Origin of the sequence: Pseudomonas sp. GM84 (assembly GCF_000282535.1) — a bacterium.
In the GTDB taxonomy this organism is placed as follows: domain Bacteria; phylum Pseudomonadota; class Gammaproteobacteria; order Pseudomonadales; family Pseudomonadaceae; genus Aquipseudomonas.
The window spans coordinates 1-24,631 of record NZ_AKJC01000191.1 but is presented as its reverse complement, the minus strand read 5'-3'; the positions used below and the strand labels follow the sequence as shown (position 1 = coordinate 24,631).

The 24,631-nt window shown below is 61.5% G+C and carries 19 protein-coding genes; 13 read left to right on the top strand and 6 right to left on the bottom strand.

The features are described 5' to 3' along the window. Nucleotides 1-69: 69 nt before the first annotated feature. Entirely contained in the window at nucleotides 70-3,003 is a 2,934-nt protein-coding gene (gene glnE, locus PMI38_RS16065) for a bifunctional [glutamate--ammonia ligase]-adenylyl-L-tyrosine phosphorylase/[glutamate--ammonia-ligase] adenylyltransferase (protein WP_008095923.1), read from the bottom strand. Between the two features lie 383 nt (nucleotides 3,004-3,386). On the opposite strand from glnE, the gene aceE reads away from it, so the two are divergent. The 5 genes from aceE to PMI38_RS16040 all read left to right on the top strand — a co-directional run bounded on the left by aceE (nucleotide 3,387) and on the right by PMI38_RS16040 (nucleotide 12,127). Then, a complete protein-coding gene (aceE, locus tag PMI38_RS16060; protein ID WP_008095922.1) occupies nucleotides 3,387-6,032 on the top strand; it encodes a pyruvate dehydrogenase (acetyl-transferring), homodimeric type in 2,646 nt (881 codons plus the stop codon). A 13-nt stretch (nucleotides 6,033-6,045) separates the two neighbouring features. Beyond that, nucleotides 6,046-7,683, top strand: coding sequence for a dihydrolipoyllysine-residue acetyltransferase (gene aceF / locus PMI38_RS16055; protein ID WP_008095921.1), 1,638 nt, complete (start codon nucleotides 6,046-6,048; stop codon nucleotides 7,681-7,683). A gap of 363 nt (nucleotides 7,684-8,046) precedes the next feature. Continuing rightward, the gene (locus PMI38_RS16050) at nucleotides 8,047-10,728 is read left to right on the top strand and encodes a putative bifunctional diguanylate cyclase/phosphodiesterase (RefSeq protein ID WP_008095920.1); all 2,682 of its coding nucleotides are present in this window, start codon (nucleotides 8,047-8,049) and stop codon (nucleotides 10,726-10,728) included. Between the two features lie 103 nt (nucleotides 10,729-10,831). After that, nucleotides 10,832-11,500 (top strand): peptide-methionine (S)-S-oxide reductase MsrA, encoded by a 669-nt coding sequence (gene msrA / locus PMI38_RS16045; RefSeq protein ID WP_008095919.1) that lies wholly within the window; start codon nucleotides 10,832-10,834, stop codon nucleotides 11,498-11,500. A 3-nt stretch (nucleotides 11,501-11,503) separates the two neighbouring features. After that, nucleotides 11,504-12,127, top strand: a complete 624-nt coding sequence (locus PMI38_RS16040) for a glutathione S-transferase (protein ID WP_008095918.1) — start codon at nucleotides 11,504-11,506, stop codon at nucleotides 12,125-12,127. 114 nt (nucleotides 12,128-12,241) lie between these two features. Here PMI38_RS16040 and rloA2 read toward each other — a convergent pair whose 3' ends face one another. Next, a complete protein-coding gene (rloA2, locus tag PMI38_RS16035; protein WP_008095917.1) occupies nucleotides 12,242-12,742 on the bottom strand; it encodes a retropepsin-like aspartic peptidase RloA2 in 501 nt (166 codons plus the stop codon). A gap of 182 nt (nucleotides 12,743-12,924) precedes the next feature. On the opposite strand from rloA2, the gene PMI38_RS16030 reads away from it, so the two are divergent. From PMI38_RS16030 to PMI38_RS26185, 3 genes are all read left to right on the top strand, one after another. Then, nucleotides 12,925-13,812, top strand: a complete 888-nt coding sequence (locus PMI38_RS16030; protein ID WP_008095916.1) for an acyltransferase — start codon at nucleotides 12,925-12,927, stop codon at nucleotides 13,810-13,812. 178 nt (nucleotides 13,813-13,990) lie between these two features. Then, a complete protein-coding gene (locus PMI38_RS16025) occupies nucleotides 13,991-15,343 on the top strand; it encodes an APC family permease (protein ID WP_008095915.1) in 1,353 nt (450 codons plus the stop codon). Nucleotides 15,344-15,461: 118 nt separating this feature from the next. Continuing rightward, nucleotides 15,462-16,406: an RHS repeat-associated core domain-containing protein gene (locus tag PMI38_RS26185; protein WP_008095914.1), complete on the top strand. Its 945-nt coding sequence runs from the start codon at nucleotides 15,462-15,464 to the stop codon at nucleotides 16,404-16,406. Between the two features lie 165 nt (nucleotides 16,407-16,571). On the opposite strand, the gene PMI38_RS16015 is transcribed toward PMI38_RS26185, so the two are convergent. Then, nucleotides 16,572-17,147, bottom strand: coding sequence for a DUF2780 domain-containing protein (locus PMI38_RS16015; protein ID WP_008095912.1), 576 nt, complete (start codon nucleotides 17,145-17,147; stop codon nucleotides 16,572-16,574). 206 nt (nucleotides 17,148-17,353) lie between these two features. Between PMI38_RS16015 and PMI38_RS26665 the strand changes: the two genes are divergently transcribed. The 5 genes from PMI38_RS26665 (at nucleotide 17,354) to PMI38_RS26655 (ending at nucleotide 21,522) form a co-directional block, all read left to right on the top strand. Further along, nucleotides 17,354-18,265 carry an RHS repeat-associated core domain-containing protein gene (locus tag PMI38_RS26665; RefSeq protein WP_008095909.1) on the top strand — a complete coding sequence of 304 codons (912 nt, stop codon included), beginning with the start codon at nucleotides 17,354-17,356 and terminating at the stop codon, nucleotides 18,263-18,265. Nucleotides 18,266-18,761: 496 nt separating this feature from the next. Continuing rightward, entirely contained in the window at nucleotides 18,762-19,004 is a 243-nt protein-coding gene (locus PMI38_RS16005) for a hypothetical protein (RefSeq protein WP_008095907.1), read from the top strand. Between the two features lie 162 nt (nucleotides 19,005-19,166). Then, complete coding sequence (locus PMI38_RS16000; protein WP_008095904.1) at nucleotides 19,167-19,430, top strand: DUF3077 domain-containing protein; 264 nt, start codon at nucleotides 19,167-19,169, stop codon at nucleotides 19,428-19,430. Nucleotides 19,431-19,568: 138 nt separating this feature from the next. Beyond that, nucleotides 19,569-20,477 (top strand): RHS repeat-associated core domain-containing protein, encoded by a 909-nt coding sequence (locus tag PMI38_RS26660; protein ID WP_008095902.1) that lies wholly within the window; start codon nucleotides 19,569-19,571, stop codon nucleotides 20,475-20,477. A gap of 34 nt (nucleotides 20,478-20,511) precedes the next feature. Next, nucleotides 20,512-21,522, top strand: coding sequence for an RHS repeat-associated core domain-containing protein (locus tag PMI38_RS26655; RefSeq protein ID WP_008095901.1), 1,011 nt, complete (start codon nucleotides 20,512-20,514; stop codon nucleotides 21,520-21,522). Nucleotides 21,523-21,571: 49 nt separating this feature from the next. Here the strand turns inward: PMI38_RS26655 and fdhA are convergent, their stop codons facing one another. From fdhA to PMI38_RS15975, 3 genes are all read right to left on the bottom strand, one after another. Beyond that, a complete protein-coding gene (gene fdhA / locus PMI38_RS15985; protein WP_008095899.1) occupies nucleotides 21,572-22,771 on the bottom strand; it encodes a formaldehyde dehydrogenase, glutathione-independent in 1,200 nt (399 codons plus the stop codon). 269 nt (nucleotides 22,772-23,040) lie between these two features. Further along, a complete protein-coding gene (purU, locus tag PMI38_RS15980) occupies nucleotides 23,041-23,898 on the bottom strand; it encodes a formyltetrahydrofolate deformylase (RefSeq protein ID WP_008095897.1) in 858 nt (285 codons plus the stop codon). 12 nt (nucleotides 23,899-23,910) lie between these two features. After that, nucleotides 23,911-24,543, bottom strand: a complete 633-nt coding sequence (locus tag PMI38_RS15975; protein ID WP_008095894.1) for a sarcosine oxidase subunit gamma — start codon at nucleotides 24,541-24,543, stop codon at nucleotides 23,911-23,913. Nucleotides 24,544-24,631 lie beyond the last annotated feature (88 nt).

Below are 24,631 nucleotides of genomic sequence, written 5' to 3'. Positions count from 1 at the left end.
GGCAAGCCGGCTCCCACAGGTGCAAAGCATTGCGATCTGTGTGGGAGCCGGCTTGCCGGCGATTGGCCCTCAAGCCAGGCCCAACTCACCCCAGATCCGCCGCACCTCGCGGCGTTCATCGGCAAACAGCGTCGCGTCGATCACCCCCGCCTCCTTCTGCAAGGCCTGGCGGTGTGAAGCAGAACGAAACGCCTTGTACACCTCGCGCAGCAGGATCGTATCGCTGGCCGGCATCAACCTGGCCTGCTCCAGCTCTTCCAGAATGCGGATGTTATCGGTCCATCGAAGAATGGCCGGATGGTCGTGGGACCAGGCCAAAGCGGCGTATTGCACCATAAATTCGATATCGACGATACCGCCGGCATCCTGCTTGATATCGAACGCCATACCGTGGTCGAAAGCGTTGCTGGCAGTGCCTGCGGCCGTCGCCTTGGTGCCCAGGTTGTCGCGCATCTTGGCGCGCATCTCGCTGACTTCGCTGCGCAGCTTGTCGAGGTCGCGGGGCTGGCCCAGCACCTTGGCGCGCACACTTTCGAATGCCGTGGTCAGCTGCTTGCAGCCCACCAGCACACGGGCCCGCACCAGGGCCTGATGCTCCCAGGTCCAGGCTTCGTTCTGCTGGTAGCGCTCGAACGCGCCCAACGAACTGACCAGCAGGCCCGACGCGCCGGAGGGGCGCAGGCGCATGTCGACGTCGTACAGCTGGCCAGAGTTGGTCTGGGTGGTCAGCAGGTGGATGATGCGCTGGCCCAGGCGGGTGAAGAACTGCGCGCTGTCGATCGGCTTGGCGCCGTCGGTTTCGGCCTGCGGGTCGCCGTCGTGGATGAACACCAGGTCCAGGTCCGAGCCGTGGCCCAGCTCCAGGCCGCCCACCTTGCCGTAGCCGATGATGATGAACCCCGGGTCGCACAGGCTGCCGTCGCTGCGCTTGGGCTGGCCATGGCGGGACACGGTCTGGCGCCAGGCCAGGGCCAGCACCTGGTCGAGGATGGCCTCGGCCAGCCAGGTGAGGTAGTCGCTGACCTTCATCAACCGCAGGTTGCCGCTGATTTCCGAGGCGGCCACACGCAGGCTGTGGGCCAGCTTGAAGTGGCGCAGCGCCTCCATCTGTTGCTCAAGGTCGTCCTCGGGGATGCGCGTCAGCCGTTCGCGCAACTCGGCCGCCAGTTCCGGTGCCATCGGCGGGCTGAACAGCCGGCCTTCATTGAGCAGTTCATCGAGCAGCAACGGGTAGCGGGCGATCTGCTCGGCAATCCACGGGCTGGCAGCGCACAAGGTCAACAGGCGGCGCAAGGCGCTGGGGTTTTCGGTCAGCAGCACCAGATAGGCAGAACGCCGTGCCACGGCCTCGACCAGCGGCAGCACCCGCTCCAGCACCAGGTCCGGGTTCTCGTGCTCCACGGCCTGGGCCAGCAGCCGAGGGATAAAGGCATCCAGGCGCTCACGGCCGATGCGCTGCATCGAGCGCAACTGCGGGCTGGCATGCAGCCCGGCCAGGCGCCGCAAGGCTTCGGCGGGCTGCTTGAAACCGGCCTCCTGCAGCTGCCGGCAAGCGGCTTCTTCATCTTGTGCCTGCTCCCACAGCGGCGACCACTCGCCGCCGACCACCAGCTCGCCTTCGCCCTCTTCGTCATCCGGGTCGGCGATCACCTGGCGGAAGTGCCAGTCGACACGGCCACGCCAGTGCATCAGATGGTCATGGAAACTTTGCCAGTCGGCATAACCGAGCATGTAGGCCACCCGCGCGCGATCGAGGTCGCTGTCCGGCAACATCTGCGTCTGGCGGTCGGCAATGGCCTGGATGGCATGCTCGGTGTAACGCAGGAATTCATACCCCTCGCGCAGCTCGAGCACCACCGCTGTCGGCAGGTAGCCCTGGCCCTCCAGGGTCGCCAGCACCTTGAGCAAAGGCCGTTGCTGCAGGCTCAGGTCGCGTCCGCCATGGATCAGCTGGAAGGCCTGGGCGATGAACTCCACCTCGCGGATGCCGCCGGCACCCAGCTTGATGTTGTCGGCCATGCCCTTGCGCCGGACCTCCTGCTGGATCAGCTGCTTCATGGTGCGCAGCGCCTCGATGGCCGAGAAGTCCAGGTAGCGGCGGTAGACGAACGGACGCAGCATGCCCTGCAACTGCGCACCCGCGTCATGGTCGCCGGCCACTACCCGCGCCTTGATCATGGCGTAGCGCTCCCAGTCACGACCCTGGTCCTGGTAGTACTGCTCCAGGGCGTTGAAGCTGAGCACCAGCGAACCGGCCGAGCCATAGGGACGCAGGCGCATGTCGACACGGAACACGAAGCCATCGACGGTCACCGGGTCCAGCGCCTTGATCAGCCGCTGGCCCAGGCGGGTGAAAAACTCCTGGTTGTCCAGCGAGCGCTTGACCCCTTCGGTTTCGCCGCCTTCGGGGAAGGCGAAGATCAGGTCGATGTCCGACGACAGGTTCAGCTCCACCGCCCCCAGCTTGCCCATGCCCAGCACCACCATATGCTGCGGCTGGCCGCTGCGGTGGCCGATCGGCGTACCAAACTGCTGGCAGTGGCGCGGGTACAGCCATTGATAGGCTTCGTCGATGGCCGCATCGGCCAGGTCGGACAGGTCGCGGCAGGTTTCGCCGAGCTCGGCCTGGCGGGTGATGTCGCGCCAGATGATGCGCAGTTGCAGGCGGTTGCGCTCGCGCCGCAGGTTGCGCGCCAGCTCCTCTTCGCTCTGCGCTGCCTGCGCCGCGGCGGCGATGTGCGCGCGCAGCTCGCCCCCTACATAGCGACGGTCCAGCTCGCCGCTGGCCACCAGCGCGAACAGCATGGCCGGCTCGCGCTGGGCAAGGCCCTGGACGAAGTCGCTGGCCGCCGCCACCTGGTCGAATTGCTGCCGGTGGACCGGGCTCCAGGCCGTCAGGTCAAGTTCGGGGTGGCCAGCCAGCGCATCGAGCAGAAACTGCTGATTACGCGCGACCAGCGGTTGCAGGGTGGCAGGCAGTTCGAGCGGCAAAGGCAGGCGCATGGACTATCCTTGATCGGCGTGAATGAGAGGGTTGAATGGGGCCAAGAGGAAGCTGGACCACGGTTGGACTGTCGTACAAAAGTTGGAAATAGCTGAAAAAAACGAATCATTGGCAACAAACATCAAGAATCACCCGTTCGCGACACAACGCCAACCAACATGAACGTTTTTCCTCACAAGCCAAGGTGCGACCAAACGTCGCATTTGTGTAGTATTACTACTACCCCGCCCGTGTAAAAGCATGAAATACGAAAGCAAATGTAGTAAAACTACACGCCGCCGGTGCACACTCCGGTAATCCAAGAATTCACGACGTCTGCCCATAAGGCCAGTCGCAAACTCAGGCCCCCGATTCTGGTGGCCTTTCCGCCCTGGAGCAAGCCATGCAAGACCTCGATCCAATCGAAACCCAGGAATGGCTGGATGCCCTGGAGTCGGTCCTCGACAAAGAAGGCGAAGACCGCGCTCATTACCTGATGACCCGCATGGGCGAGCTGGCCACCCGTAGTGGCTCCCAGCTGCCATACGCAATCACCACGCCATACCGCAACACCATCCCTGTCACCCACGAAGCACGCATGCCTGGCGACCTGTTCATGGAACGCCGCATTCGCTCGATGGTGCGTTGGAACGCGCTGGCCATGGTGATGCGCACCAACCTGAAGGACTCGGACCTGGGTGGCCACATCTCCAGCTTCGCCTCCAGTGCCACCCTGTACGACATCGGCTTCAACTACTTCTTCCAGGCCCCGACCGAAGAACACGGCGGCGACCTGATCTTCTTCCAGGGCCACGCTTCGCCAGGCGTCTACGCCCGTGCCTTCATGGAAGGCCGCATCAACGAAGACCAGATGAACAACTTCCGTCAGGAAGTGGACGGCAAAGGCCTGTCTTCGTACCCGCACCCTTGGCTGATGCCTGACTTCTGGCAGTTCCCGACCGTTTCCATGGGTCTGGGCCCGATCCAGGCGATCTACCAGGCGCGCTTCATGAAGTACCTGGAAGCCCGTGGCTTCATCCCGGCCGGCAAGCAGAAGGTCTGGTGCTTCATGGGCGACGGCGAGTGCGACGAGCCGGAATCCCTGGGCGCGATCGCCCTGGCTGGCCGCGAGAAGCTGGACAACCTGATCTTCGTCATCAACTGCAACCTGCAGCGCCTCGACGGCCCGGTTCGCGGCAACGGCAAGATCATCCAGGAACTCGAAGGCGTGTTCCGTGGCGGTGGCTGGAACGTCAACAAGGTCGTCTGGGGCCGATTCTGGGACCCACTGTTCGCCAAGGACACCAACGGTGCCCTGCAGCGTCGCATGGACGAAGTCATCGACGGCGAGTACCAGAACTACAAGGCCAAAGACGGCGCCTACGTGCGTCAGCACTTCTTCAACACCCCAGAGCTCAAGGCCATGGTCGAAGACCTGTCCGACGACGAGATCTGGAAGCTCAACCGTGGTGGCCACGACCCGTACAAGGTCTATGCGGCCTACCACCAGGCGGTCAACCACAAAGACCAGCCGACCGTCATCCTGGCCAAGACCATCAAGGGTTACGGTACCGGTGCCGGCGAAGCCAAGAACACCGCGCACAACACCAAGAAGGTCGACGTCGACAGTCTGCGTCACTTCCGTGACCGCTTCGACATCCCGGTCAAGGACAGCGAGCTCGAGAACCTGCCGTTCTTCAAGCCCGAAGAAGGTTCTGCCGAAGCCAAGTACCTGGCCGAGCGCCGTACCGCACTGGGTGGCTTCGTGCCGCAGCGCCGCGCGAAGAGCTTCAGCGTGCCGACCCCGTCCCTGGAAACCCTGAAGGCGATCCTGGACGGTTCGGGCGACCGCGAAATCTCCACCACCATGGCCTTCGTGCGGATCCTCGCGCAGCTGGTCAAGGACAAGGAAATCGGCCAGCGCATCGTCCCGATCATCCCGGACGAAGCCCGTACCTTCGGTATGGAAGGCATGTTCCGCCAGCTGGGCATCTACTCGTCGGTCGGCCAGCTCTACGAGCCAGTCGATAAAGACCAGGTGATGTTCTACCGCGAAGACAAGAAGGGCCAGATCCTCGAGGAAGGCATCAACGAAGCCGGCGCCATGTCGTCGTTCATCGCTGCCGGTACCTCGTACAGCTGCCACAACCAGCCGATGCTGCCGTTCTACATCTTCTACTCGATGTTCGGCTTCCAGCGTATCGGCGACCTGGCCTGGGCCGCTGGCGACAGCCGCACCCGTGGCTTCCTGATCGGCGGTACCGCCGGCCGTACCACCCTCAACGGTGAAGGCCTGCAGCACGAAGACGGTCACAGCCACATGATGGCGGGCACCATCCCGAACTGCCGCACCTATGATCCGACCTACGGCTACGAGCTGGCGGTGATCATCCAGGACGGCATGAAGAAGATGACCGAAGAGCAACAGGACATCTTCTACTACATCACCGTGATGAACGAATCCTACCAGCAGCCAGCCATGCCGGCCGGTGTCGAGGAAGGCATCATCAAGGGCATGTACCTGCTCGAGGACGACACCCGCGAAGCCGCGCACCACGTTCAGCTGATGGGCTCCGGCACCATCCTGCGCGAAGTTCGCGAAGCGGCGAAGATCCTGCGTGAAGAGTTCAACGTCGGTGCCGACGTGTGGAGCGTCACCAGCTTCAACGAACTGCGCCGCGACGGCCTGGCCGTGGAACGCGCCAACCGCCTGAAGCCTGGCCAGAAGCCGGAGCAGACCTACGTCGAGCAGTGCCTGGCTGGCCGTAAAGGCCCGGTTGTTGCCTCCACCGACTACATGAAGCTGTTCGCCGAGCAGATCCGTCAGTGGGTGCCGAGCAAAGAGTTCAAAGTCCTGGGTACCGATGGTTACGGTCGCAGCGACAGCCGCAAGAAGCTGCGTCACTTCTTCGAAGTCGACCGCCACTTCGTAGTGCTGGCTGCCCTGGAAGCCTTGGCTGACCGTGGCGAGATCGAACCGAAAGTGGTGGCTGACGCTATCGTCAAGTTCGGCATCGATCCGGACAAGCGCAACCCACTGGACTGCTGAGGAGTATTTTTAAGTGAGCGAACTCATTCGCGTACCTGACATCGGCAGCGGTGAAGGTGAAATCATCGAGCTGTTCGTCAAGGTCGGTGACCGTATCGAGGCCGACCAGAGCCTGCTGACCCTGGAGTCCGACAAGGCCTCCATGGAGATCCCGGCGCCCAAGGCCGGTGTCATCAAGGAACTGAAGGTCAAGCTGGGCGACCGCCTGAAAGAAGGCGACGAACTGCTGGTGCTGGAAGCCGAGGGCGCCGCTGCGGCGCCCGAGGCTCCGGCCGCGGCCCCTGCTGCTGCGCCGGCTGCTGCTGAAAAGCCCGCCGCCGAAGCTGCGCCTGCGCCTGCTGCAGCCCCGGCTGCCGCCAGCGTGCAGGACATCCACGTGCCGGACATCGGTTCGTCGGGCAAGGCCAAGATCATCGAAGTGCTGGTCAAGGTCGGCGACACCGTCGAAGCCGACCAGTCGCTGATCACCCTGGAGTCCGACAAGGCTTCCATGGAGATCCCGTCGCCTGCTGCTGGCGTGGTCGAAGAAGTCCTGTGCAAGCTCGAAGATGAAGTCGGCACTGGCGACCTGATCTTCAAGCTGAAAGTCGCTGGCGCTGTCCCGGCTGCAGCACCGGCTCCGGCCGCTGCTGCGCCAGCCAAGGCTGAAGCCGCTCCGGCCGCCGCACCTGCTGCTGCTCCGGCTGCCGCTGCTCCTGCTCCGGTTGCCACCGCACCGGCTGCCGGCAACAACGCCAAGGTTCACGCAGGCCCGGCGGTTCGCCAACTGGCCCGTGAATTCGGTGTCGAGCTGGGCGCGGTTGCCGCTACCGGCCCGCACGGCCGCATCCTGAAAGAAGACGTGCAGGTCTACGTCAAAGCCATGATGCAAAAGGCCAAGGAAGCCCCGGCAGCCGCCGGCGCAACCGGCGGCGCTGGCATCCCGCCGATCCCGGCCGTGGACTTCAGCAAGTTCGGTGAAGTGGAAGAAGTGGCCCTGACCCGCCTGATGCAGGTCGGTGCCAACAACCTGCACCGCAGCTGGCTGAACGTGCCGCACGTGACCCAGTTCGACTCCGCCGACATCACCGAGCTGGAAGCCTTCCGCGTTGCGCAGAAGGCTGTGGCCGAGAAGGCTGGCGTCAAGCTGACCGTGCTGCCACTGCTGCTCAAGGCCTGCGCCTTCCTGCTCAAGGAACTGCCGGACTTCAACAGCTCGCTGGCGCCAAGCGGCAAGGCCATCATCCGCAAGAAGTACGTGCACATCGGCTTCGCCGTGGACACCCCGGACGGCCTGCTGGTCCCTGTGATCAAGAACGTCGACCAGAAGAGCCTGCTGCAACTGGCTGCCGAAGCTGCCTCGCTCGCCGAGAAAGCCCGCACCAAGAAGCTGTCCGCCGACGACATGCAGGGCGCCTGCTTCACCATCTCCAGCCTCGGCCACATTGGCGGCACCGGCTTCACGCCGATCGTCAACGCGCCTGAGGTGGCGATCCTCGGTGTGTCCAAGGCCACCATGCAGCCGGTCTGGGATGGCAAGGCCTTCCAGCCGAAGCTGATGCTGCCGCTGTCGCTGTCCTACGATCACCGTGTGATCAACGGCGCTGCCGCCGCGCGCTTCACCAAGCGCCTGGGCGACGTGCTGGGCGATATCCGCACCATGCTGCTGTAACACGCAGCCAACCTGCCTTCCTTCGGGGAGGCAGGTACCTTTTTCGAGCTGCCACGCTCGTACCTCAACCCCGTCAATTGGCGGGGCTTTTTTTTGCCTGTGCCGCCCCATTCGCGGGACAAGCCCGCTCCCACAGGTACAGCGTCAATCTCTGGCTTGGTGGGGTCTCTGTGGGAGCGGGCTTGTCCCGCGAATGGGCTGCAAAGCAGCCCCAGTTCCGCAGCAACCTTCAGTTTCCCGCCCCGCCGCCGAAAACATACCCATGACACGCCACATGGCCGCTTGCCAGCCCTGGGGACATGATGCAACCTTGCCAGATGCGCCGCCGCCCAGGCCGCGTCTCCCTCTTCAAGCGAGTCTTCGATGAAAAGCCAACCCGATGCCGCCAGCCGTGTGGCGGCCGAGGTCGTCACGCAGCTTCCCGTGCCCTCGCGGCTCGGCATGCTGCGTTTCGAAAGGCTCAACGAAGCGACCTGGGCGATGCTCTACCTCGACCCCGCCTGCGAGCGCCAGTTCGGGCTGCCAGCCTCCGCGCTGTGTGCGCTGATCGACGCACCCTATGCCAGCCTCATGGAGCCGGAAGCGCGCTACCGGCTGCACGACGAAATCCAGCTGCAGCTCAACCGCCGCAGCTATTACCGCGTGCGCTACACCTTGCACGCACAGGCGCGCACGCTGCGCATCCTGGAGGCCGGCGAAGCGTTCAAGCAGCACAACCGCCAGCTCCTGCGCGGGTTCCTCACGGTGCTCGAAGACGAAGACGACGAGCTGGATGCCACCGATCTCGAGTCCCGCAACAACCGCCTCGAACTGGCCCTGCAACTCAACCAGCGCGCCCAGCAAGAGCAGCTCGAACACCTGGAGCGCGTGCGCGGCCAGCAGGACCTGATCCTGCGTCTGGCCCGCCAACGCTACAGCGCCGAGAACTCGCTGCTGGAAGCCGCGCAGTTGATCACCCGCAGTGCCTGCGAAATCTACAAAGTCGACAGCGCCAGCATCTGGCACCTGGAAGAACAACGCCTGGAGCCGATCAGCGCCTGGCTGCGCAACGAGCAGATCCATCGCCTGCCCGACCCTATCGACGCCAGCCGCTTTCCCGACTATCTGGAAGCCCTGCACGCCAGCCGCGCCATCGATGCGCACAACGCCAACCACGATCCGCGCACCCGTGAACTGGCCGAGAGCCTGTACGCCGACAACAACGCCATGCTCGACGCCAGTATCCGTGTCGATGGCCAGGTGGTCGGCGTGCTGTGCCTGGAGCAGACCGGCCAGCCGCGCACCTGGCAATCGGATGAAATCGCCTTCGCCGGCGAGCTGGCCGACCAGTTCGCCCAGGTCATCACCAACCACAACCGGCGCACCGCCGCCAGCGCCCTGCACCTGTTCCAGCGCGCCGTGGAGCAGAGCGCCAGCGCGTTCCTGCTGGTCAACCGCGATGGCGTGGTGGAGTACGTCAACCCCAGCTTCACGGCGATCACCCAGTACAGCACCGAGGAGGTCCAGGGCCACCACCTGGCCGAGCTGCCGGCGCTGGAGAACCTCAGCGAACTGCTGTTCGACTCGCCGTCGAGCCTGGCCATGGGCAACAGCTGGCAAGGCGAGTTCAAGAGCCGGCGCAAGAACCTCGAACCGTACTGGGGCCAGCTGTCGATCTCCAAGGTCTACGGCGACAACCGCGAGCTGACCCACTACATCGGCATCTACGAAGACGTCACCCAGACCAAGCTGGCCCAGCAGCGCATCGAGCGCCTGGCCTACACCGACAACCTGACCAACCTGGGCAACCGCCCAGCGTTCATCCGCAGCCTCGACGAGCGCTTCGCCCGCGAAGGCGACAGCTCGACCTGCCTGCTGCTGGTGGACATCGACAACTTCAAGCGGATCAACGACAGCCTCGGCCACCAGACCGGCGACAAACTGCTGATCAGCCTGGCCCGGCGCCTGCGCAACAGCCTCAGCGCCAGCGGCGTGCTGGCCCGTTTTGCCAGCAACGAATTCGCCGTGCTGCTCGACGACACCAGCCTGGAAGACGGCCAGGGCGTAGCGCTGCAACTGCTGCGCACCCTCGACAAGCCGATGTTCGTCGACAACCAGTTGATCAACGTGACCGCCTCGGTGGGCCTGGCCTGCGCGCCGCTGCACGGCAGCGACCCGACCACCCTGATGAAGAACGCAGGCCTGGCCCTGCACAAGGCCAAAGCCAACGGCAAGCATCAGGTGCAGGTGTTCACCGAAGTGCTCAATGCCGAGGCCAGCTACAAGCTGTTCGTCGAGAACAACCTGCGCCGCGCCCTGACCCAGAACGAGCTGGAGGTGTTCTACCAGCCCAAGCTGTGCCTGCGCAGCGGTCGCCTGCTGGGCCTGGAAGCGCTGCTGCGCTGGAACCACCCCGAGCGCGGCATGATCCGCCCCGACCAGTTCATCAGCGTGGCCGAGGAAACCGGCCTGATCATTCCCATCGGCAAGTGGGTGGTCCGCCAGGCGTGCTGCATGAGCCAGCAACTGCGCGAGGCCGGCATGGGCAACCTGCACGTGGCCATCAACCTCTCGCCCAAGCAGTTTTCCGACCCCGACCTGGTGGCGTCGATCGGCACGATCCTCAAGGAAGAAGCCCTGCCCCCGCACCTGCTGGAGCTGGAGCTGACCGAAGGCCTGCTGCTGGAGGCCAGCGAAGACACCCACCGCCAGCTCGATGAGCTCAAGGCCCTGGGCCTGACCCTGGCCATGGACGACTTCGGCACCGGTTATTCGTCGCTGAGCTACCTGAAGAAGTTTCCGATCGACATCATCAAGATCGACCGCAGCTTCATCAACGAGATCCCCGACAACCAGGACGACATGGAGATCACCTCGGCGGTGGTGGCCATGGCGCACAACCTCAAGCTGAAGGTGGTGGCCGAAGGGATCGAGACGCCGGAGCAGTTGGCATTCCTGCGTCGGCACCGCTGCGACGTGGGCCAGGGCTACCTGTTCGACCGGCCGATTCCGGGGCGTGAGCTGGCGGAAAAACTCAAGCGCTATCCGCGCGGTCCAATGGACTGACAGCTGCGCCAAGCTCGGGCACTATAGAGTCCATTCGGGCCTCACCGCCGGCAAGCCGGCGATGGCCCCACCCCCTATCCAACTGACAAACAGAGGAACGGCCATGGTCCTGCGTTCGGAAATCCTGGTGAACAAAAACGTCATGCCAACCGCCGAGCAAGCCCTGCCCGGCCGCGAAACCCCGATGACCCTGCCCGAGTTCCACTACGTGTTCGAAGGCACCCCGCTGCTCGGCCCGTTCTTCGAAGGCAGCATCGACTTCGCCATCTTCGGCCTGGGCTGCTTCTGGGGCGCCGAGCGCCGCTTCTGGCAGCGTGAAGGCGTGGTCAGCACCGTGGTCGGCTATGCCGGCGGCTTCACCCCCAACCCCACCTACGAAGAAGTCTGCTCGGGCCTGACCGGCCACACCGAAGTGGTGCTGGTGGTGTTCGACAAGGACCGCGTCAGCTACCGCGAACTGCTGGCGATGTTCTGGGAGCTGCACAACCCGACCCAAGGCATGCGCCAGGGCAACGACATCGGCACCCAGTACCGCTCGGCCATCTTCTGCACCTCGCCGCAGCAGCTCGAAGAAGCCCAGGCTAGCCGCGACGCCTTCCAGGCCGAGCTGAGCAAGGCCGGCTTCGGCGAAATCACCACCGAGATCGACCAGGCACCGACCGTGTACTTCGCCGAGGCCTACCACCAGCAGTACCTGGCCAAGAACCCGGACGGCTACTGCGGCATCGGCGGCACCGGCGTGTGCCTGCCGCCCAGCCTGCAAGGCAACTGAGCCATGGCCACGATGACCCTGTTCCACTCGCCGTTGTCGCCGTTCGTGCGCAAGGTCATGGTGGTGCTGCACGAGACCGGCCAGCTTGACCGCGTGGCCCTGCAGCCGGTGAACATCAGCCCGGTGAGCGGTGACGAGCAGCTCAACCGGGGCAACCCGATCGGCAAGATCCCGGCCCTGCGCCTGGAAGACGGCACCGTGCTGCACGACAGCCGGGTGATCTGCGAGTACCTCGACCTGCAGCATGTCGGCCTGCCGCTGCTGCCCCGCGAGGGCTCGGCGCGCTGGCGGCGCATGGCCCTGATGTCGCAGGCCGATGCGATCATGGACGCGGCGGTGTCGTCGCGCTATGAAAGCTTCTTGCGACCGGAGGACAAACGCTGGGATGGCTGGCTGGAGGCGCAGGGCGAGAAGATTCGGCGCAGTTTGGCCAACCTGGAGCAGGAGCACCTGGCGGAGCTGATTTCGGGGTTTGATCTGGTGGCGATTGGCGTGGCCTGTGCGCTGGGGTATCTGGACCTGCGCCAGCCTGAGTTTGGCTGGCGAGCGCGTCAGCCAGGGTTGGCGGCGTGGTATGCCGAGGTGAGCAAGCGGCCTTCGATGATTGCGACAGCGCCGGTGGTCTGACGGGCCTCTTCGCGGGACAAGCCCGCTCCCACAGGTACACTGCTGAACTTGGGAACAGCGGAGTACTTGTGGGAGCCGGCTTGCCGGCGATAGGGCCGGTACAGCCTGAAACCATCAGCAGTCAGGCTTGCCCGCGGTAAACCGCTTCGCCGGGTTCACCGCCGCCTTGAACTCGCGCAGCGCCTTGGCCCCCACCAGCAACGGATAGTTGAAGCTGCTGCGGTCCACCAGGTTCACCTCCACGGTGCGCTTCTCATCCCCCAGGCACAGCTCCAGGTCGACCACCGGCCGCTGCGAAAGCTCCGGCGCATCGCCCTCCTCCTCTTCGTCGGAACGGTTCTTGATCTTGCTGATACGCGCCAGCTTGTGCTCGTAGACCTTGCCGTCGGCATCCTTGGTCGCCAGGCGGAAGCGCACCCAGTCGTCGCCATCACGGGTAAAACGCTCGATGTCCTTGGCCGACAGCGACGCGGTGTAGGCACCGGTGTCCATCTTGGCTTTCAGCGTTTCGCCAAGCTCAGGCAAGGCAATGTTCTCGTAACGGCCATAGATCGTCGGCTCGGCGGCCATGACTGGCAGCGCCAGCAGCGATAACAGGGCAAGCATGGATTTCACAGGGCAGGCTTCCTTGTAAGGGGTCAGTGCTTAGACTGCACAGGCAGGATAGGTTCGCTGACACAAGGCTAAACAACATAATGTGAAACATTTGTCCCCGCCGCAGGCAATTGCACATTTGGCGTAGGACGCAGCCCTGCTTATCATTGCCCACTGCTTACTTTCACAACACGAGTTTCCTTATGCGTCGCCTGTTCACTGGCATTCTCACGACCACCCTGCTGCTGCTCAACACTGTGGTGTTGATCTGCCCGCTGCTGGTCTTCGCCCTGCTCAAACTGGTCCTGCCGGGCCGTGGGCGTGACTATGCCTCGTGGGCGGTGATGTGGGTGGCCGAAACCTGGTCGGAAATCGACAAGGCCATTTTCGCCCTGTGCATCCCGACCCAGTGGGATATCCGCGGCGTCGAGAACCTGCGCAAGGACACCTCCTACCTGGCCGTCAGCAACCACCAGACCTGGGTCGACATCCCGGCGCTGATCGAGAGCCTCAACCGGCGCACGCCGTTCTTCAAGTTCTTCCTCAAGAAGGAGCTGATCTGGGTGCCGCTGCTGGGCCTGGCCTGGTGGGGGCTGGATTACCCGTTCATGAAGCGCTACAGCAAGGCGTTTCTGGACAAGCACCCCGAACTCAAGGGCAAGGACCTGGAGATCACCAAGGCCGCCTGCGAGCTGTTCAAGCGCCAGCCGGTGACCGTGGTCAACTACCTGGAAGGCACGCGCTTCACCGAGGCCAAGCACCGGGAACAGCAGTCACCCTATCGCTACCTGCTCAAGCCCAAGGCCGGCGGCGTGGCATTCGTGCTGGCGGCGCTGGGCGAGCAGCTCGATGCGCTACTGGACGTGACCATCGTGTATCCCGGCAACAAGGCGCCAGGCTTCTGGGCCTTGCTCAATGGCAGCATCAGTCGGGTGATTATCGACATTCGCGTGCGTGAACTGGACCCGGCCTTGTGGGCGGGGGATTACGAGAATGATCCGGCCTTCCGCCAGACCGTGCAGGCCTGGGTGAATCAGGTGTGGGAGGAGAAGGATCAGCGGATCGAGCAGCTGCGCGGGGAGATGGGCTAAGCCGTCAGTCTGGACCGGCCTCTTCGCGGGGCAAGCCCGCGAAGAGGCCACTGAATACCCTGCAATACCCATTAAAACCCTGGCTAATAGTCAGCATTAGGAATACTTCTTTGTCACACCCCACCTAAGTGGATAAAAATCGATCAAAGCACAACTACAAAAAAGCCTGGATCGATCAATGGCCAACCAACCTAGCTCCACCCCGCCCCAGCTCCGCCGCGTCCTCGGCCTGCCCGCCCTGGTGTTCTTCGGCCTGGTCTACATGGTCCCCCTGACCATCTTCACCACCTACGGCATCGTCACCGAACTCACCGGTGGCCGCACCGCCGGCGCCTACCTGGTCACCCTGCTGGCCATGCTGTTCACCGCCGCGTCCTACAGTTTCATGGTCAAGCGCTTCCCGGTCGCGGGCTCGGCGTATTCCTACACCAACATGGCCTTCGGCCAGAACGTCGGCTTTCTGGCCGGCTGGTCGCTGCTGCTCGACTACCTGTTCCTGCCGATGATCAACTACCTGCTGATCGGCCTGTTCCTCAACATCGCCTTCCCGGCGGTGCCCGCCTGGGCCTTCGTGCTCGCCTCCATCGCCCTGGTGACCGTGCTCAACGTGGTCGGCATCAACTCGGTGGCCAAGACCAGCAACCTGATCGTCGGCGCGCAGATCGTGTTCATCGGCGTGTTCGTGGCGCTGTCGTGGCAGACCCTGGGCAACGGCCAGCCAATCGACTGGCTGACGCCGCTGAGCGGTGATGGCAGCGCACCCGGCTTCGGCCCGCTGATGGCTGGCGCTGCGGTACTGTGCCTGTCGTTCCTGGGCTTCGACGCAGTATCCACCTTGGCCGAGGAAAGCCGCGACGCCCGCCGCGACGTGCCGCGTGCAATCATCCTCACCACCCTGTTCGCCGGCCTGCTGTTCACCGTGCTGGCCTATGTGAGCCAGCTGGTGCTGCCCGGCAGCACCTTCGCCAACGCCGATGCCGCCGCCAATGAAGTGATGTTCAAGGCGGGCGGGCAGTTCCTGGCCAACTTCTTCACCGCCGCCTATGTGGCTGGCAGCCTGGGCTCGGCACTGGCCTCCCAGGCCGCGGTGTCGCGCATTCTCTACACCATGGGCCGCGACCGGGTGCTGCCGCAGCGTACCTTCGGCCACCTGTCGCCACGCCTCGGCACGCCGGTGTTCGCCATCCTGCTGGTGTCGGCGTTTTCGCTGCTGGCGCTGGTAATCGACCTTTCCACCCTGGCCTCGCTGATCAGCTTTGGCGCGCTGGTGGCGTTCTCGGCGGTGAACCTGGCGGTGGTGAAGACACACCTGATGGACGACAGCGCACAGCGCAACCTCAAAGGCCTGCTGTGCTATGGCGCGGTGCCGCTGGTGGGGTTGAGCCTGACCTTGTGGCTGTGGACCAGCCTGTCGGCGCTGACCATGGTGATTGGTCTGTGCTGGTTTGCGCTGGGACTGGCGTATCTGGCCGTACTTACCGCCGGCTTCCGGCGGCAGATGCGTGTGGTGGACTTCTCCGAGGCAGGCTGATCTTCGGAGTCGATCTCGGTTTGCCGGGGGCGTCTGCCTAGCATTTTTGTCAGTTGTTGCAGGCGCCTTTGGCGGGGAGACTGAACGGAACACAGTCCCCCCATTCGAGGCCAGCTTCGTGAACCAACGCCTGTACTTCTACCATCGTGAACAGCTCACGCTTGAGATTGAGGGTGCGCAAAGTCTGACACTGCTGCGCGGAGCGGATCAGCCGTTGGCTGAACGGCGTGGGAACAACTCGGAAGTTGAAACCCGTTTGTTGATGACAGATATGCAGAAGTCACTGCTGCAGATGCGCAGCGGGCAGGCTCGAATGGTGTACGCCTACACGGCCTATGGGCATGACCCACGCTCACAACCGGCGGCGACTCGTCTCGGCTTCAATGGTGAACACCGTGAGCAACTGATCGGGGCGTATATGCTAGGTCAGGGGTATCGTACTTACAGCCCTATACTTCGGCGCTTCCATACCCCGGATGATCTTAGCCCTTTCGCAGAAGGTGGCATCAACGCATACACCTACTGTTTGGGTGATCCTGTGAATTTCTCCGACTCGACAGGGCACGTTAGCGTAGCTGAATTGCTGGCCGTGAAACTGAATCCTGTCGGGCAGGCTCCATTGGCGAAATCCGTGCCACTACGACGGCCTTCAGGCCCCGTACCTAGCGCCCATTCCAAAAAACAAGTCGCGTCTAAACCTGAATACTCCAATTGGAATCCGCAACCCGGCCTGAGCGATGAAACGCTCACACTACGCTCCTACGACCCCGCCCGACCCAAGAAAGCGCCTGGCGCGTCTATCCTGCACCAGCGTTCAGGCCTGAGCTTATTTGCAGAGCGAAGACGCTATTATCAAGTCGACATTAACGCGGTCACCTCAGCCGACAACCTCCAGCGAAATCTGAGCCAGTTTTACCTGGCCAGTCACTACATGGTTAACAAAAAGATCAAGCTTTCCCCAGGCATCCGGCAAATACGTCTCAATGCACTGGAGAAGTTGGCTGCTGAGTTCGACCGTGCGCGTAAGTCATTCGCGCAATTATCTGGAGACATAAACGCATAGCGGATACGCGATAAAGGAGCTGGTGGTAGCTCGCCAGCACCTCGACATTGTCCATTCAGCATCCGTGCAGTCAGTATTCGGACTCGACTCGTCGTTGATTGCCTCAGGTGCTATCGCTTACGAAAAGCTACGCCACTACAACGTAGTCAATTGAAACAGTGTCAATCAAACCGAGGGCGTGGTCGCGGGCGCCGGCGTGGTCCACAGGCTCCCCAGGTTCTGCAACAGCGACCCGGCGATGCCCTGCTGGCCGAGGTACTGCAGGATCAGCGGGGCAAACTGGCCGATCATCCCGGTGTCCATCCCCAGTGCCTTGAACGCAGTGTCCAGGTCGTTGCGGTTCTCGACGTTGTTGCCCAGGGCATTGCTCAGCGCCGACTGGCTTTCACTGTTCTCGCCCAGCAACTCGCCCAGGCCACTCAAGCCGCCCAGCGCATTGGCGCCCGACAGCAGGTCGAGGCCCGGCACGGCCTTGGTCAGCTGGCCATAGTCATCGCTGCTCAGATTGTTGCGCGCCAACCCCAGCATGGCCCCCGCCCCGCCCACGGCTTGTTCGGGCGTGATCTTCAGCTCGCTGCCCAAGGTATTGAGCAGATTGGCCTGCCCCTCGGGCGCCTGCACCTGGCCCTGTGGGTTCTGGTTCTGCATGGCCGACACGGCGTTGGCGGCGTCGCTGAGGTTGAAGGCGAACACCGGGCTTGCGGCCAGGGTCATCAGGGTTGCCAGGGTGAATGCTTTCATCGGGAGGGACCTCGTGGGCCGGGATGGCCGGGGAAACGAGTCGTTGGACTGTTGGCCGCGAATTTCGTTCCAGACCAGATCTGCAAGCTCGACTTACGCTTATTCACGAGCAATTACAGCTAAAAACCTAGCATTTCTGCCAGTTGTCAAACGGCGCCCAAACTGCCGAGACTGGGTCTCAGCGTTTTCACTCAGGACGTACCGCCATGCCAACTGCAAAAGAAGCTACTCATTATTTTTATACAGCAAATGTAATTGCAACAATCAAAAAAGCTGGACACTACGCGACGGTCTTTCGCACATCAGACCAACTAGCTGCAGTCGTGTTTTCTCAAGAGCATAGTACGCTGCTAGCCACTGACTCAAACAGTTCAGTGTTACGATACGAATGCTTGGAGGATTCTGGGCCTCGATCCTATACTGCTTATGGTGCATCGGAAGACAAGCCATTGGACACCAGTGGGCTGGCCTTTAACGGCGAGCGGCTTGACCGCCTATCAAGCACCTACTTGCTCGGGAATGGCTATCGCTGCTTTTCTCCTTCACTTATGCGATTTCTATCACCTGACAATTTGTCGCCCTTCGAACACGGCGGCATTAACGCATATGCATATTGCTCTGACGATCCGATTAACTTCACCGACCCGACTGGCCATATGATGAGGCGAAGGGCACCTCATCCTGTACCCAGAGAGGCTATGCATAATAGAGTCATAGAACTGGTCAAGAAAAACGCCAACCTCAACGACAATTTCAGGTCTGCCAACAAGGCAAGGAATGCCGCCACTGCAGAACTTAACGGATTGAACACCAGGTATGCCAATATAGACAAATCCTATGGCATTAACCAACGAGGCGAAAGCGGATTAAAGACTAAGCCCCACCCGGACACAGTTGCGAAAGCTGCTAACGTCAAAGAAGAAATCGTACGCAGGCGCGTCGAATTAAAGCACATTATCGCCGATTCCCAAGCAACGATGGACAGCGTAAAAGCACAGCAGGGTGCCATGCAAGAAGAAATCAACATATACAAGGAGAAGATGGGAGACGATGCATTCTTTCGAGCATTTAATCAAACCAGAATACATCAGCACAATATTCGTTCAGGTCTTGACTGACTCAAGTGACCTATCGTCGCGTAGCAGGGCTACTGCAACCGGTCTCGGTTCTGATGATGGCCAACGTGCATGAGCTCGAAGTACTACGAGTTCTGCTCGAATGCGCGCTGATGAGTGAAACCGCCGACGCTGCACATCGTGAATAAGCCTGCGATGAGCAGTGTCGGCTAGCAGCATGTGCCAACCGCTTTTTCCGCAAAAATCTACGATTTAACCTATTCCTTGTAGGAAATTTCTGAAACATACTCCCAAACCCCTTAAGCCATTGCGGTGACCTGGGTTGCGCACTAGTCTCGGGCGGTCGTTGCGAAAGCGGCGATCAGCTTTGACAGGCTGACTAGGTTAGAACGATGGTTTTGCCTTTATGGCGGCTGTACGTGGGGCACTTCGGTGCGCCGGGTTTCGTTCTTCCTACCGGTCTGTCAACCCATGTACAGCTGCCACCTTTCTGTTTGACAGCAGACGGTGACGAGCTCCCTTAACCAGGAGAACAATTATGTTAAAAATCGTCCCCGATCCACCTCACAATCCCCACTCTCTCGAAGACACCCTCATCCAGGCTACGGACTATGCACTGTGCGCCCAAACCGTCGCGCACCAGGCAATCCTGCTGCAGCCCAAATCACCGGTTTCGATTCTGATGATGGCCACGATGCATGAGCTCGAAGCGCTGCGGGTGCTGCTTGAGTCCGCGTTGATCCAGGCGCAGATGCCCGTGGAGCCGCGGACGCTGCACTAGGGTTCAAGTCGTGTGTTGCCTGGTCTGGCCTCATCGCCGGCAAGCCGGCTCCCACAGGGAGGGGCGTCACATGCCTCAGGCCCTGCGCAGGACATTGTGGGAGCCGGCTTGCCGGCGATAGGCCCAGGCCTGGCAGTAAAGAACTTTCAGGGAGATCGAACAATGACCACCGACGACACCAAAACCACCGTGGGCAAGACCCTCTTCTTTCAAGGCGAAGGCCAAACCCAACCGCTGTTCTGCATCGCCCCAGGCATCCCTTGCCAAAGCGCCCGCGAACAGGCCTCGGAGCTGATGGGCTATGTGCGGGACATGACCCTCACAGGCCTGATGGAAGGCGACCAGCAACTGATCTGGGCCTCTCACTACCTGAGCGCAATGGCCAAGGCGCTGCTGGATGATGCCGAGCTCGGAATGATGCACTGATACGCCCCATACCGGGGCAAGGCCACGAACAATTGCCCCGGTAGCACCTATCATTTTTGCCAGTTTCATTAATCTGCCGACTGTTCAGAATGACCCCCTGGGACAACGTTTTCATCAACGCTGCAGGAGGCCGAAGCCATGAGCAGATCATTGAACAACACATTGTTCTTCTATCAGCGCGACAAGCTCGTCAGCCTCAAACAGGGCAGCCAGCAACGCGCCATCTTTCGCAATGCCGATATGCCCCTGGCCGAACGGCAGACGGGGGATGCCTCTGAGGCCGGGCTACTGGCCACGGATGACAAGGGTTCTGTGCTCAAGGTGCAAGTGGACGATGAGGAAGAAGAACACAGTTTTTCTGCCTATGGGCATGCCCCGAATCTACCCTCGAACCTGACAGCACTCGGTTTCAATGGCGAGATTTGTTATTTAGGCTCGGGGGCTTATTCATTAGGCAATGGTCAACGCGCCTACCACCCAACACTGATGCGATTCTTCTCGCCCGATTATCTAAGTCCTTTTGCAGCAGGTGGATTTAATTCTTACGCGTACTGCAACGGCGACCCAATAAACCTAATAGACCCCTCCGGCAATACCCCACAAATAATTAGAAAGCCTATTCGCGGCAATATACCCTCCCCTGCAGCACCGCAAAAAACGGCTAAATACCCGAAAGCGACCACCTGGGTTTACCGCGATTACAGCACCCCACCACCGGCATCAAAAACTGTTTATCCGCAAAAAAATCAACTTAATGTCAAATCGGACAATACCTTTTACCGCTCAGATAGAGACCGGATAAACGCACAATTGGTAGCGAATGAAATCATGGAGTTAGATGTAGCGCGATCCGAAACAATCAAGCAGATATCTAAGCTGAACGCTGGAATCATTGAAAAACAAATCACCCATCAGTTTATTCCACAAAAAGAGAAACGTGAGGTCGCGCAACTTAAAGAACAAGCTGAATATATTAGAAAAAAAATCAGCGATTCAAACGATGAATTGCAAAAACTTCGCGCCAGCGCATTTAGGCTAATCACCTGATAATCGATACGCAAAACTGAAAGGATCCGAAACCATGAGCAGATCATCGAGCAACACACTGTTCTTCTACCAAGGCGACAAGCTGATCACCGTCAAACAAGGTGACCAAAACCGCGCCATCTTCCGCAATGCCGAAATGCCTCTGGCAGAACAGCAGACGGGCGAAGCATCTGTCACCGGGCTGCTGGCAACCGATGACAAGGGTTCTGTGCTGCAGGTAAATGGCGATGAAGAAGAGGAGCCGCACGCCTACTCAAGTTACGGGCATGACCCCACTCTGCCCTCGTTCCTGACGCTGCTTGGTTTCAATGGTGAGCGCTATGACCAGGTGATCAAAAGTGCCTTGTTAGGCAATGGATATCGTTCCTACAACTCGACACTCATGCGTTTTAGCTCACCTGATAGCTGGAGCCCTTTTTCAACGGCAGGCTTGAACGCCTACTGTTACTGCCATGGTGATCCCGTCAACCAGGTCGACCCCTCGGGCCATATCAGCCTGCCCGTTCTGGCAAAAGCCATTACCAAATTTCTTGGACTTCGACAGCGTCAGCTGCCCTTCACCGGAACCAACGGAAAAGTGGTCATTGCCACATCCTTGCCTCGGACCCACCGGCAGCGTGTATCCATCACACCAACACCCAGACCCGCTACAGCCAGCTCTACAGAGGTTCAGCCAGCACAGGCAGCGCTACCAGCATCAGCGTCCATAGACATACCGATAGCAACCATCAGCACTGATGCTCCCCGTCCCTGGCCGACTGGTGCCACCAACGGTCGTTTGATCGAGGTTCTGCCCGCTGTGCTACATGCTCGATCGCGTCCGGTGGGGCGCGTTCAGCCAAATCGTCATCTACGGCACAGCCCTGCACCCCGAGCACGCCGTTACTCTTCCGACACTTCGTTGTCAGCAAGCTCTTCAAGAGACTCCTCACCGGCAAGCAGTCGCTCTCCTAGTCCATCACCAAGTCACAACCTTCCCGACTTCGTGCAACGCGCAAGCGACTTGAGAGGTAGCGCCTACTACAGTCCAAGGTTCGATTATTGAAGTGCAAAACAAAGCCCCTCTCATGAGGGGCTTTGTTTACAACTTCACATCACGCCGCGCTAAAGGTCTTGTGCGGATCAATCACAAACTTCTTCGGCACACCCGCATCGAACTCGCCATACCCTTCCGGCGCCTGATCCAGGCTGATGACCTGCACACCCACCACTTCAGCGATGTTGATACGGTCCCACATGATCGCCTGCATCAGCTGACGGTTGTACTTCATGGTCGGAGTCTGGCCGGTGTGGAAGCTGTGCGATTTCGCCCAGCCAAGGCCGAAGCGGATGCTCAGCGCGCCGATCTTGGCGGCGGCATCGACCGCGCCTGGGTCTTCGGTCACGTACAGGCCAGGAATACCGATGTTGCCGGCAACGCGGGTCACCTGCATCAGCGAGTTCAGCACGGTAGCCGGGGCCTCGTGCTTGGCGCCTTCATGACCATGGCCACGGGCTTCGAAGCCTACGGCATCGACGGCGCAATCCACTTCAGGCTCACCGAGGATATCGATGATCTGCTCGTGCAGCGGGGTGTCCTTGGACAAGTCGACCACTTCGAAGCCCTGGGACTTGGCGTGTGCCAGGCGCAGTGGGTTGAGGTCGCCGACGATGACGCAGGCAGCGCCCAGCAGGCGGGCCGAGGCAGCCGCTGCCAGGCCGACCGGGCCGGCGCCCGCTACGTAAACGGTGCTGCCTGGGCCAACGCCGGCCGTCACGGCACCGTGATAGCCGGTTGGCAGGATATCGGACAGGCAGGTCAGGTCACGGATCTTCTCCATGGCCTTGTCGCGGTCCGGCAGTTTCAGCAGGTTGAAGTCGGCGTAGGGCACCAGCACGTACTCAGCCTGGCCGCCGGTCCAGTCGCCCATGTCGACATAACCGTAGGCACCACCGGCGCGGGCCGGGTTGACGGTGAGGCAGACGCCGGTGTGCATCTCTTTGCACGAGCGGCAGCGGCCGCAGGCGACGTTGAACGGTACGGACACCAGGTCACCGATCTTCAGGCGTTCGACGTCACGCCCCATCTCGACGATTTCACCGGTGATTTCGTGGCCCAGCACCAGGCCGACCTGGGCAGTGGTGCGGCCGCGGACCATGTGCTGGTCGGAGCCGCAGATGTTGGTGGAGACCACCTTGAGGATGACGCCGTGTTCGATCTTCTTGCCGCGCGGGTCCTGCATTTTCGGGTAGTCGATCTTCTGTACTTCGACCTTGCCAGCGCCGAGATACACCACTCCACGATTGCCAGACATGCTCTTACCTCGCTTGATTTGTATTTATGCAGCGTTGGTTGAAGCGCCGCCATCCGTGGGCGGCATGTGGTACTGGGATGCAGGGAATTGTGGGCCTGATGGGGGATGTCGCAGTGACTGGAAGCGACAGGGAGATGCCTTTTTACGGCAGGCCAGAAGGGGTGGGGCCATTCGCGGGACAAGCCCGCTCCCACAGGTTCACCGCTGTATCGAACATGGCGGTGACCTTGTGGGAGCGGGCTTGTCCCGCGAAGTGGCCAGTACAGACGCTACAGAACCACAGTCCGATTGGCGTTAAGGAACACCCGCCGCTCGATGTGATACCCCACCGCCCGCGCCAGGGTCAGGCATTCGATGTCCCGCCCCTTGGCAATCAAGTCTTCCGGATAGTGGCTGTGGTCCACCACCTCGACGCCCTGGGCAATGATCGGCCCTTCGTCGAGGTCGTTGTTGATGTAGTGCGCCGTGGCGCCGACCATCTTCACGCCCTTGTTGTACGCCTGGTGATAAGGCTTGGCGCCCTTGAAACCCGGCAGCAACGAGTGGTGAATGTTGATCGCCCAGCCATCCAGGCGCCGGCACAGCTCGGGCGACAGCACCTGCATGTAGCGGGCAAGGATCACCAGCTCGGCGCCGCTTTCCTCGATCACCTGCAGCACCTTGCGCTCTTGCCCGGCCTTGTCCTTGGGGTCGAGGGCGAAGTGGTAGTAGGGGATCTTGTGCCACTGCGCCAGCGGCTCCAGGTCAGGGTGGTTGGACACCACCGCCACCACGTCCATCGACAGCTGACCAATGCGCTGCCGATACAGCAGGTCGTTCAGGCAGTGGTCGGCCTTGGACACCATGATCACCACCTTGGGGCGGTGATTCGGCGCGGTCAGCTCGAAGGCCATGCCGAACGCTTCGCTGCGCTCGCCGAGGCCGGCACGAAAGCCGACCTCGTCGAAATCGTCCGGCTGGCGGAATTCGACGCGAATGAAGAAGCGCCCCGACTGCCGGTCATCGAAGGAATGGTGCTCGGTGACGTAGCAGCGCTGCTCGAAGAGGTAACGCGTCACCACGTCGACGGTGCCGAGCATGCTCGGGCAGTCGGCGGTGAGAATCCAGGTATCCGGTGCCCGACTCATGTCATGTTCTCCTTAGGCCTCGATGCTCAGGCCGTACTCGGCCGAAGCGTCTTGCAGCCACAGCCACCAGTAGTCGGCGAAGCTGCGGCGAATCACCAGCTCCCAGGTGTCTTCGGCGGTGCGGCGGATCACCAGTTGCGACTTGGCGAACACGGTGCCCACGGCCTTGCCCACCGGGAAGTTGTTCGGATGAACATCATAGCTGGTGGATTTCATCAGCACTTCGCGCACGTTCGGGCCGCGCAGTTCCAACAGGCTTTGCCCGCCGCTGACGTTGACCACCTGGATGTGCTTGCCTTCGAGGGCCGCGCGCAGCTTCTGCTCGACGGCGTACTCCTGGCCACCGGGAACGATCAGCAACCACTCGTCCGGCCCCATCCATTGCAGCGAGATCTCGCTGTTGGCGACCACGGTCAGGGCCACCGGCAGCTCCAGGCCCAGGGCCTTGTGCACGCCTGCGGCGAATTCCGGGTCATGGCCGTCGCCACGCAGGGTCAGGTGACCGAGGAACTTCTTCTCGCGCAGGGTCACGCCTGCGTTCTTGCGGCCTTTGCCAACCAGGCTGGCCAGGTCGGCGTGGTGCAGTGGCGACTGGGCCTTGGCCTCGGCGCCGGGGTTTTGCTGGAAGACGTTGATAGCGCTCATTTCTTACCTGCCTTGAATTCTGTTGTCCGTAAGACCGGAGGTCAGATGCAATGCCTGAATGCTAGCTGTGGCCTGTGGGAGCGGGCTT

Coding starts and splice junctions, on each gene's coding strand:
- glnE (WP_008095923.1), bottom strand. CDS start 3,003: ATGCGCCTGCCTTTGCCGCTCGAACTGCCTGCCACCCTGCAACCGCTG.
- aceE (WP_008095922.1), top strand. CDS start 3,387: ATGCAAGACCTCGATCCAATCGAAACCCAGGAATGGCTGGATGCCCTG.
- PMI38_RS16050 (WP_008095920.1), top strand. CDS start 8,047: ATGAAAAGCCAACCCGATGCCGCCAGCCGTGTGGCGGCCGAGGTCGTC.
- msrA (WP_008095919.1), top strand. CDS start 10,832: ATGGTCCTGCGTTCGGAAATCCTGGTGAACAAAAACGTCATGCCAACC.
- PMI38_RS16040 (WP_008095918.1), top strand. CDS start 11,504: ATGGCCACGATGACCCTGTTCCACTCGCCGTTGTCGCCGTTCGTGCGC.
- PMI38_RS16030 (WP_008095916.1), top strand. CDS start 12,925: ATGCGTCGCCTGTTCACTGGCATTCTCACGACCACCCTGCTGCTGCTC.
- PMI38_RS16025 (WP_008095915.1), top strand. CDS start 13,991: ATGGCCAACCAACCTAGCTCCACCCCGCCCCAGCTCCGCCGCGTCCTC.
- PMI38_RS16015 (WP_008095912.1), bottom strand. CDS start 17,147: ATGAAAGCATTCACCCTGGCAACCCTGATGACCCTGGCCGCAAGCCCG.
- PMI38_RS26665 (WP_008095909.1), top strand. CDS start 17,354: ATGCCAACTGCAAAAGAAGCTACTCATTATTTTTATACAGCAAATGTA.
- PMI38_RS16005 (WP_008095907.1), top strand. CDS start 18,762: ATGTTAAAAATCGTCCCCGATCCACCTCACAATCCCCACTCTCTCGAA.
- PMI38_RS16000 (WP_008095904.1), top strand. CDS start 19,167: ATGACCACCGACGACACCAAAACCACCGTGGGCAAGACCCTCTTCTTT.
- PMI38_RS26660 (WP_008095902.1), top strand. CDS start 19,569: ATGAGCAGATCATTGAACAACACATTGTTCTTCTATCAGCGCGACAAG.
- PMI38_RS26655 (WP_008095901.1), top strand. CDS start 20,512: ATGAGCAGATCATCGAGCAACACACTGTTCTTCTACCAAGGCGACAAG.
- fdhA (WP_008095899.1), bottom strand. CDS start 22,771: ATGTCTGGCAATCGTGGAGTGGTGTATCTCGGCGCTGGCAAGGTCGAA.
- purU (WP_008095897.1), bottom strand. CDS start 23,898: ATGAGTCGGGCACCGGATACCTGGATTCTCACCGCCGACTGCCCGAGC.
- PMI38_RS15975 (WP_008095894.1), bottom strand. CDS start 24,543: ATGAGCGCTATCAACGTCTTCCAGCAAAACCCCGGCGCCGAGGCCAAG.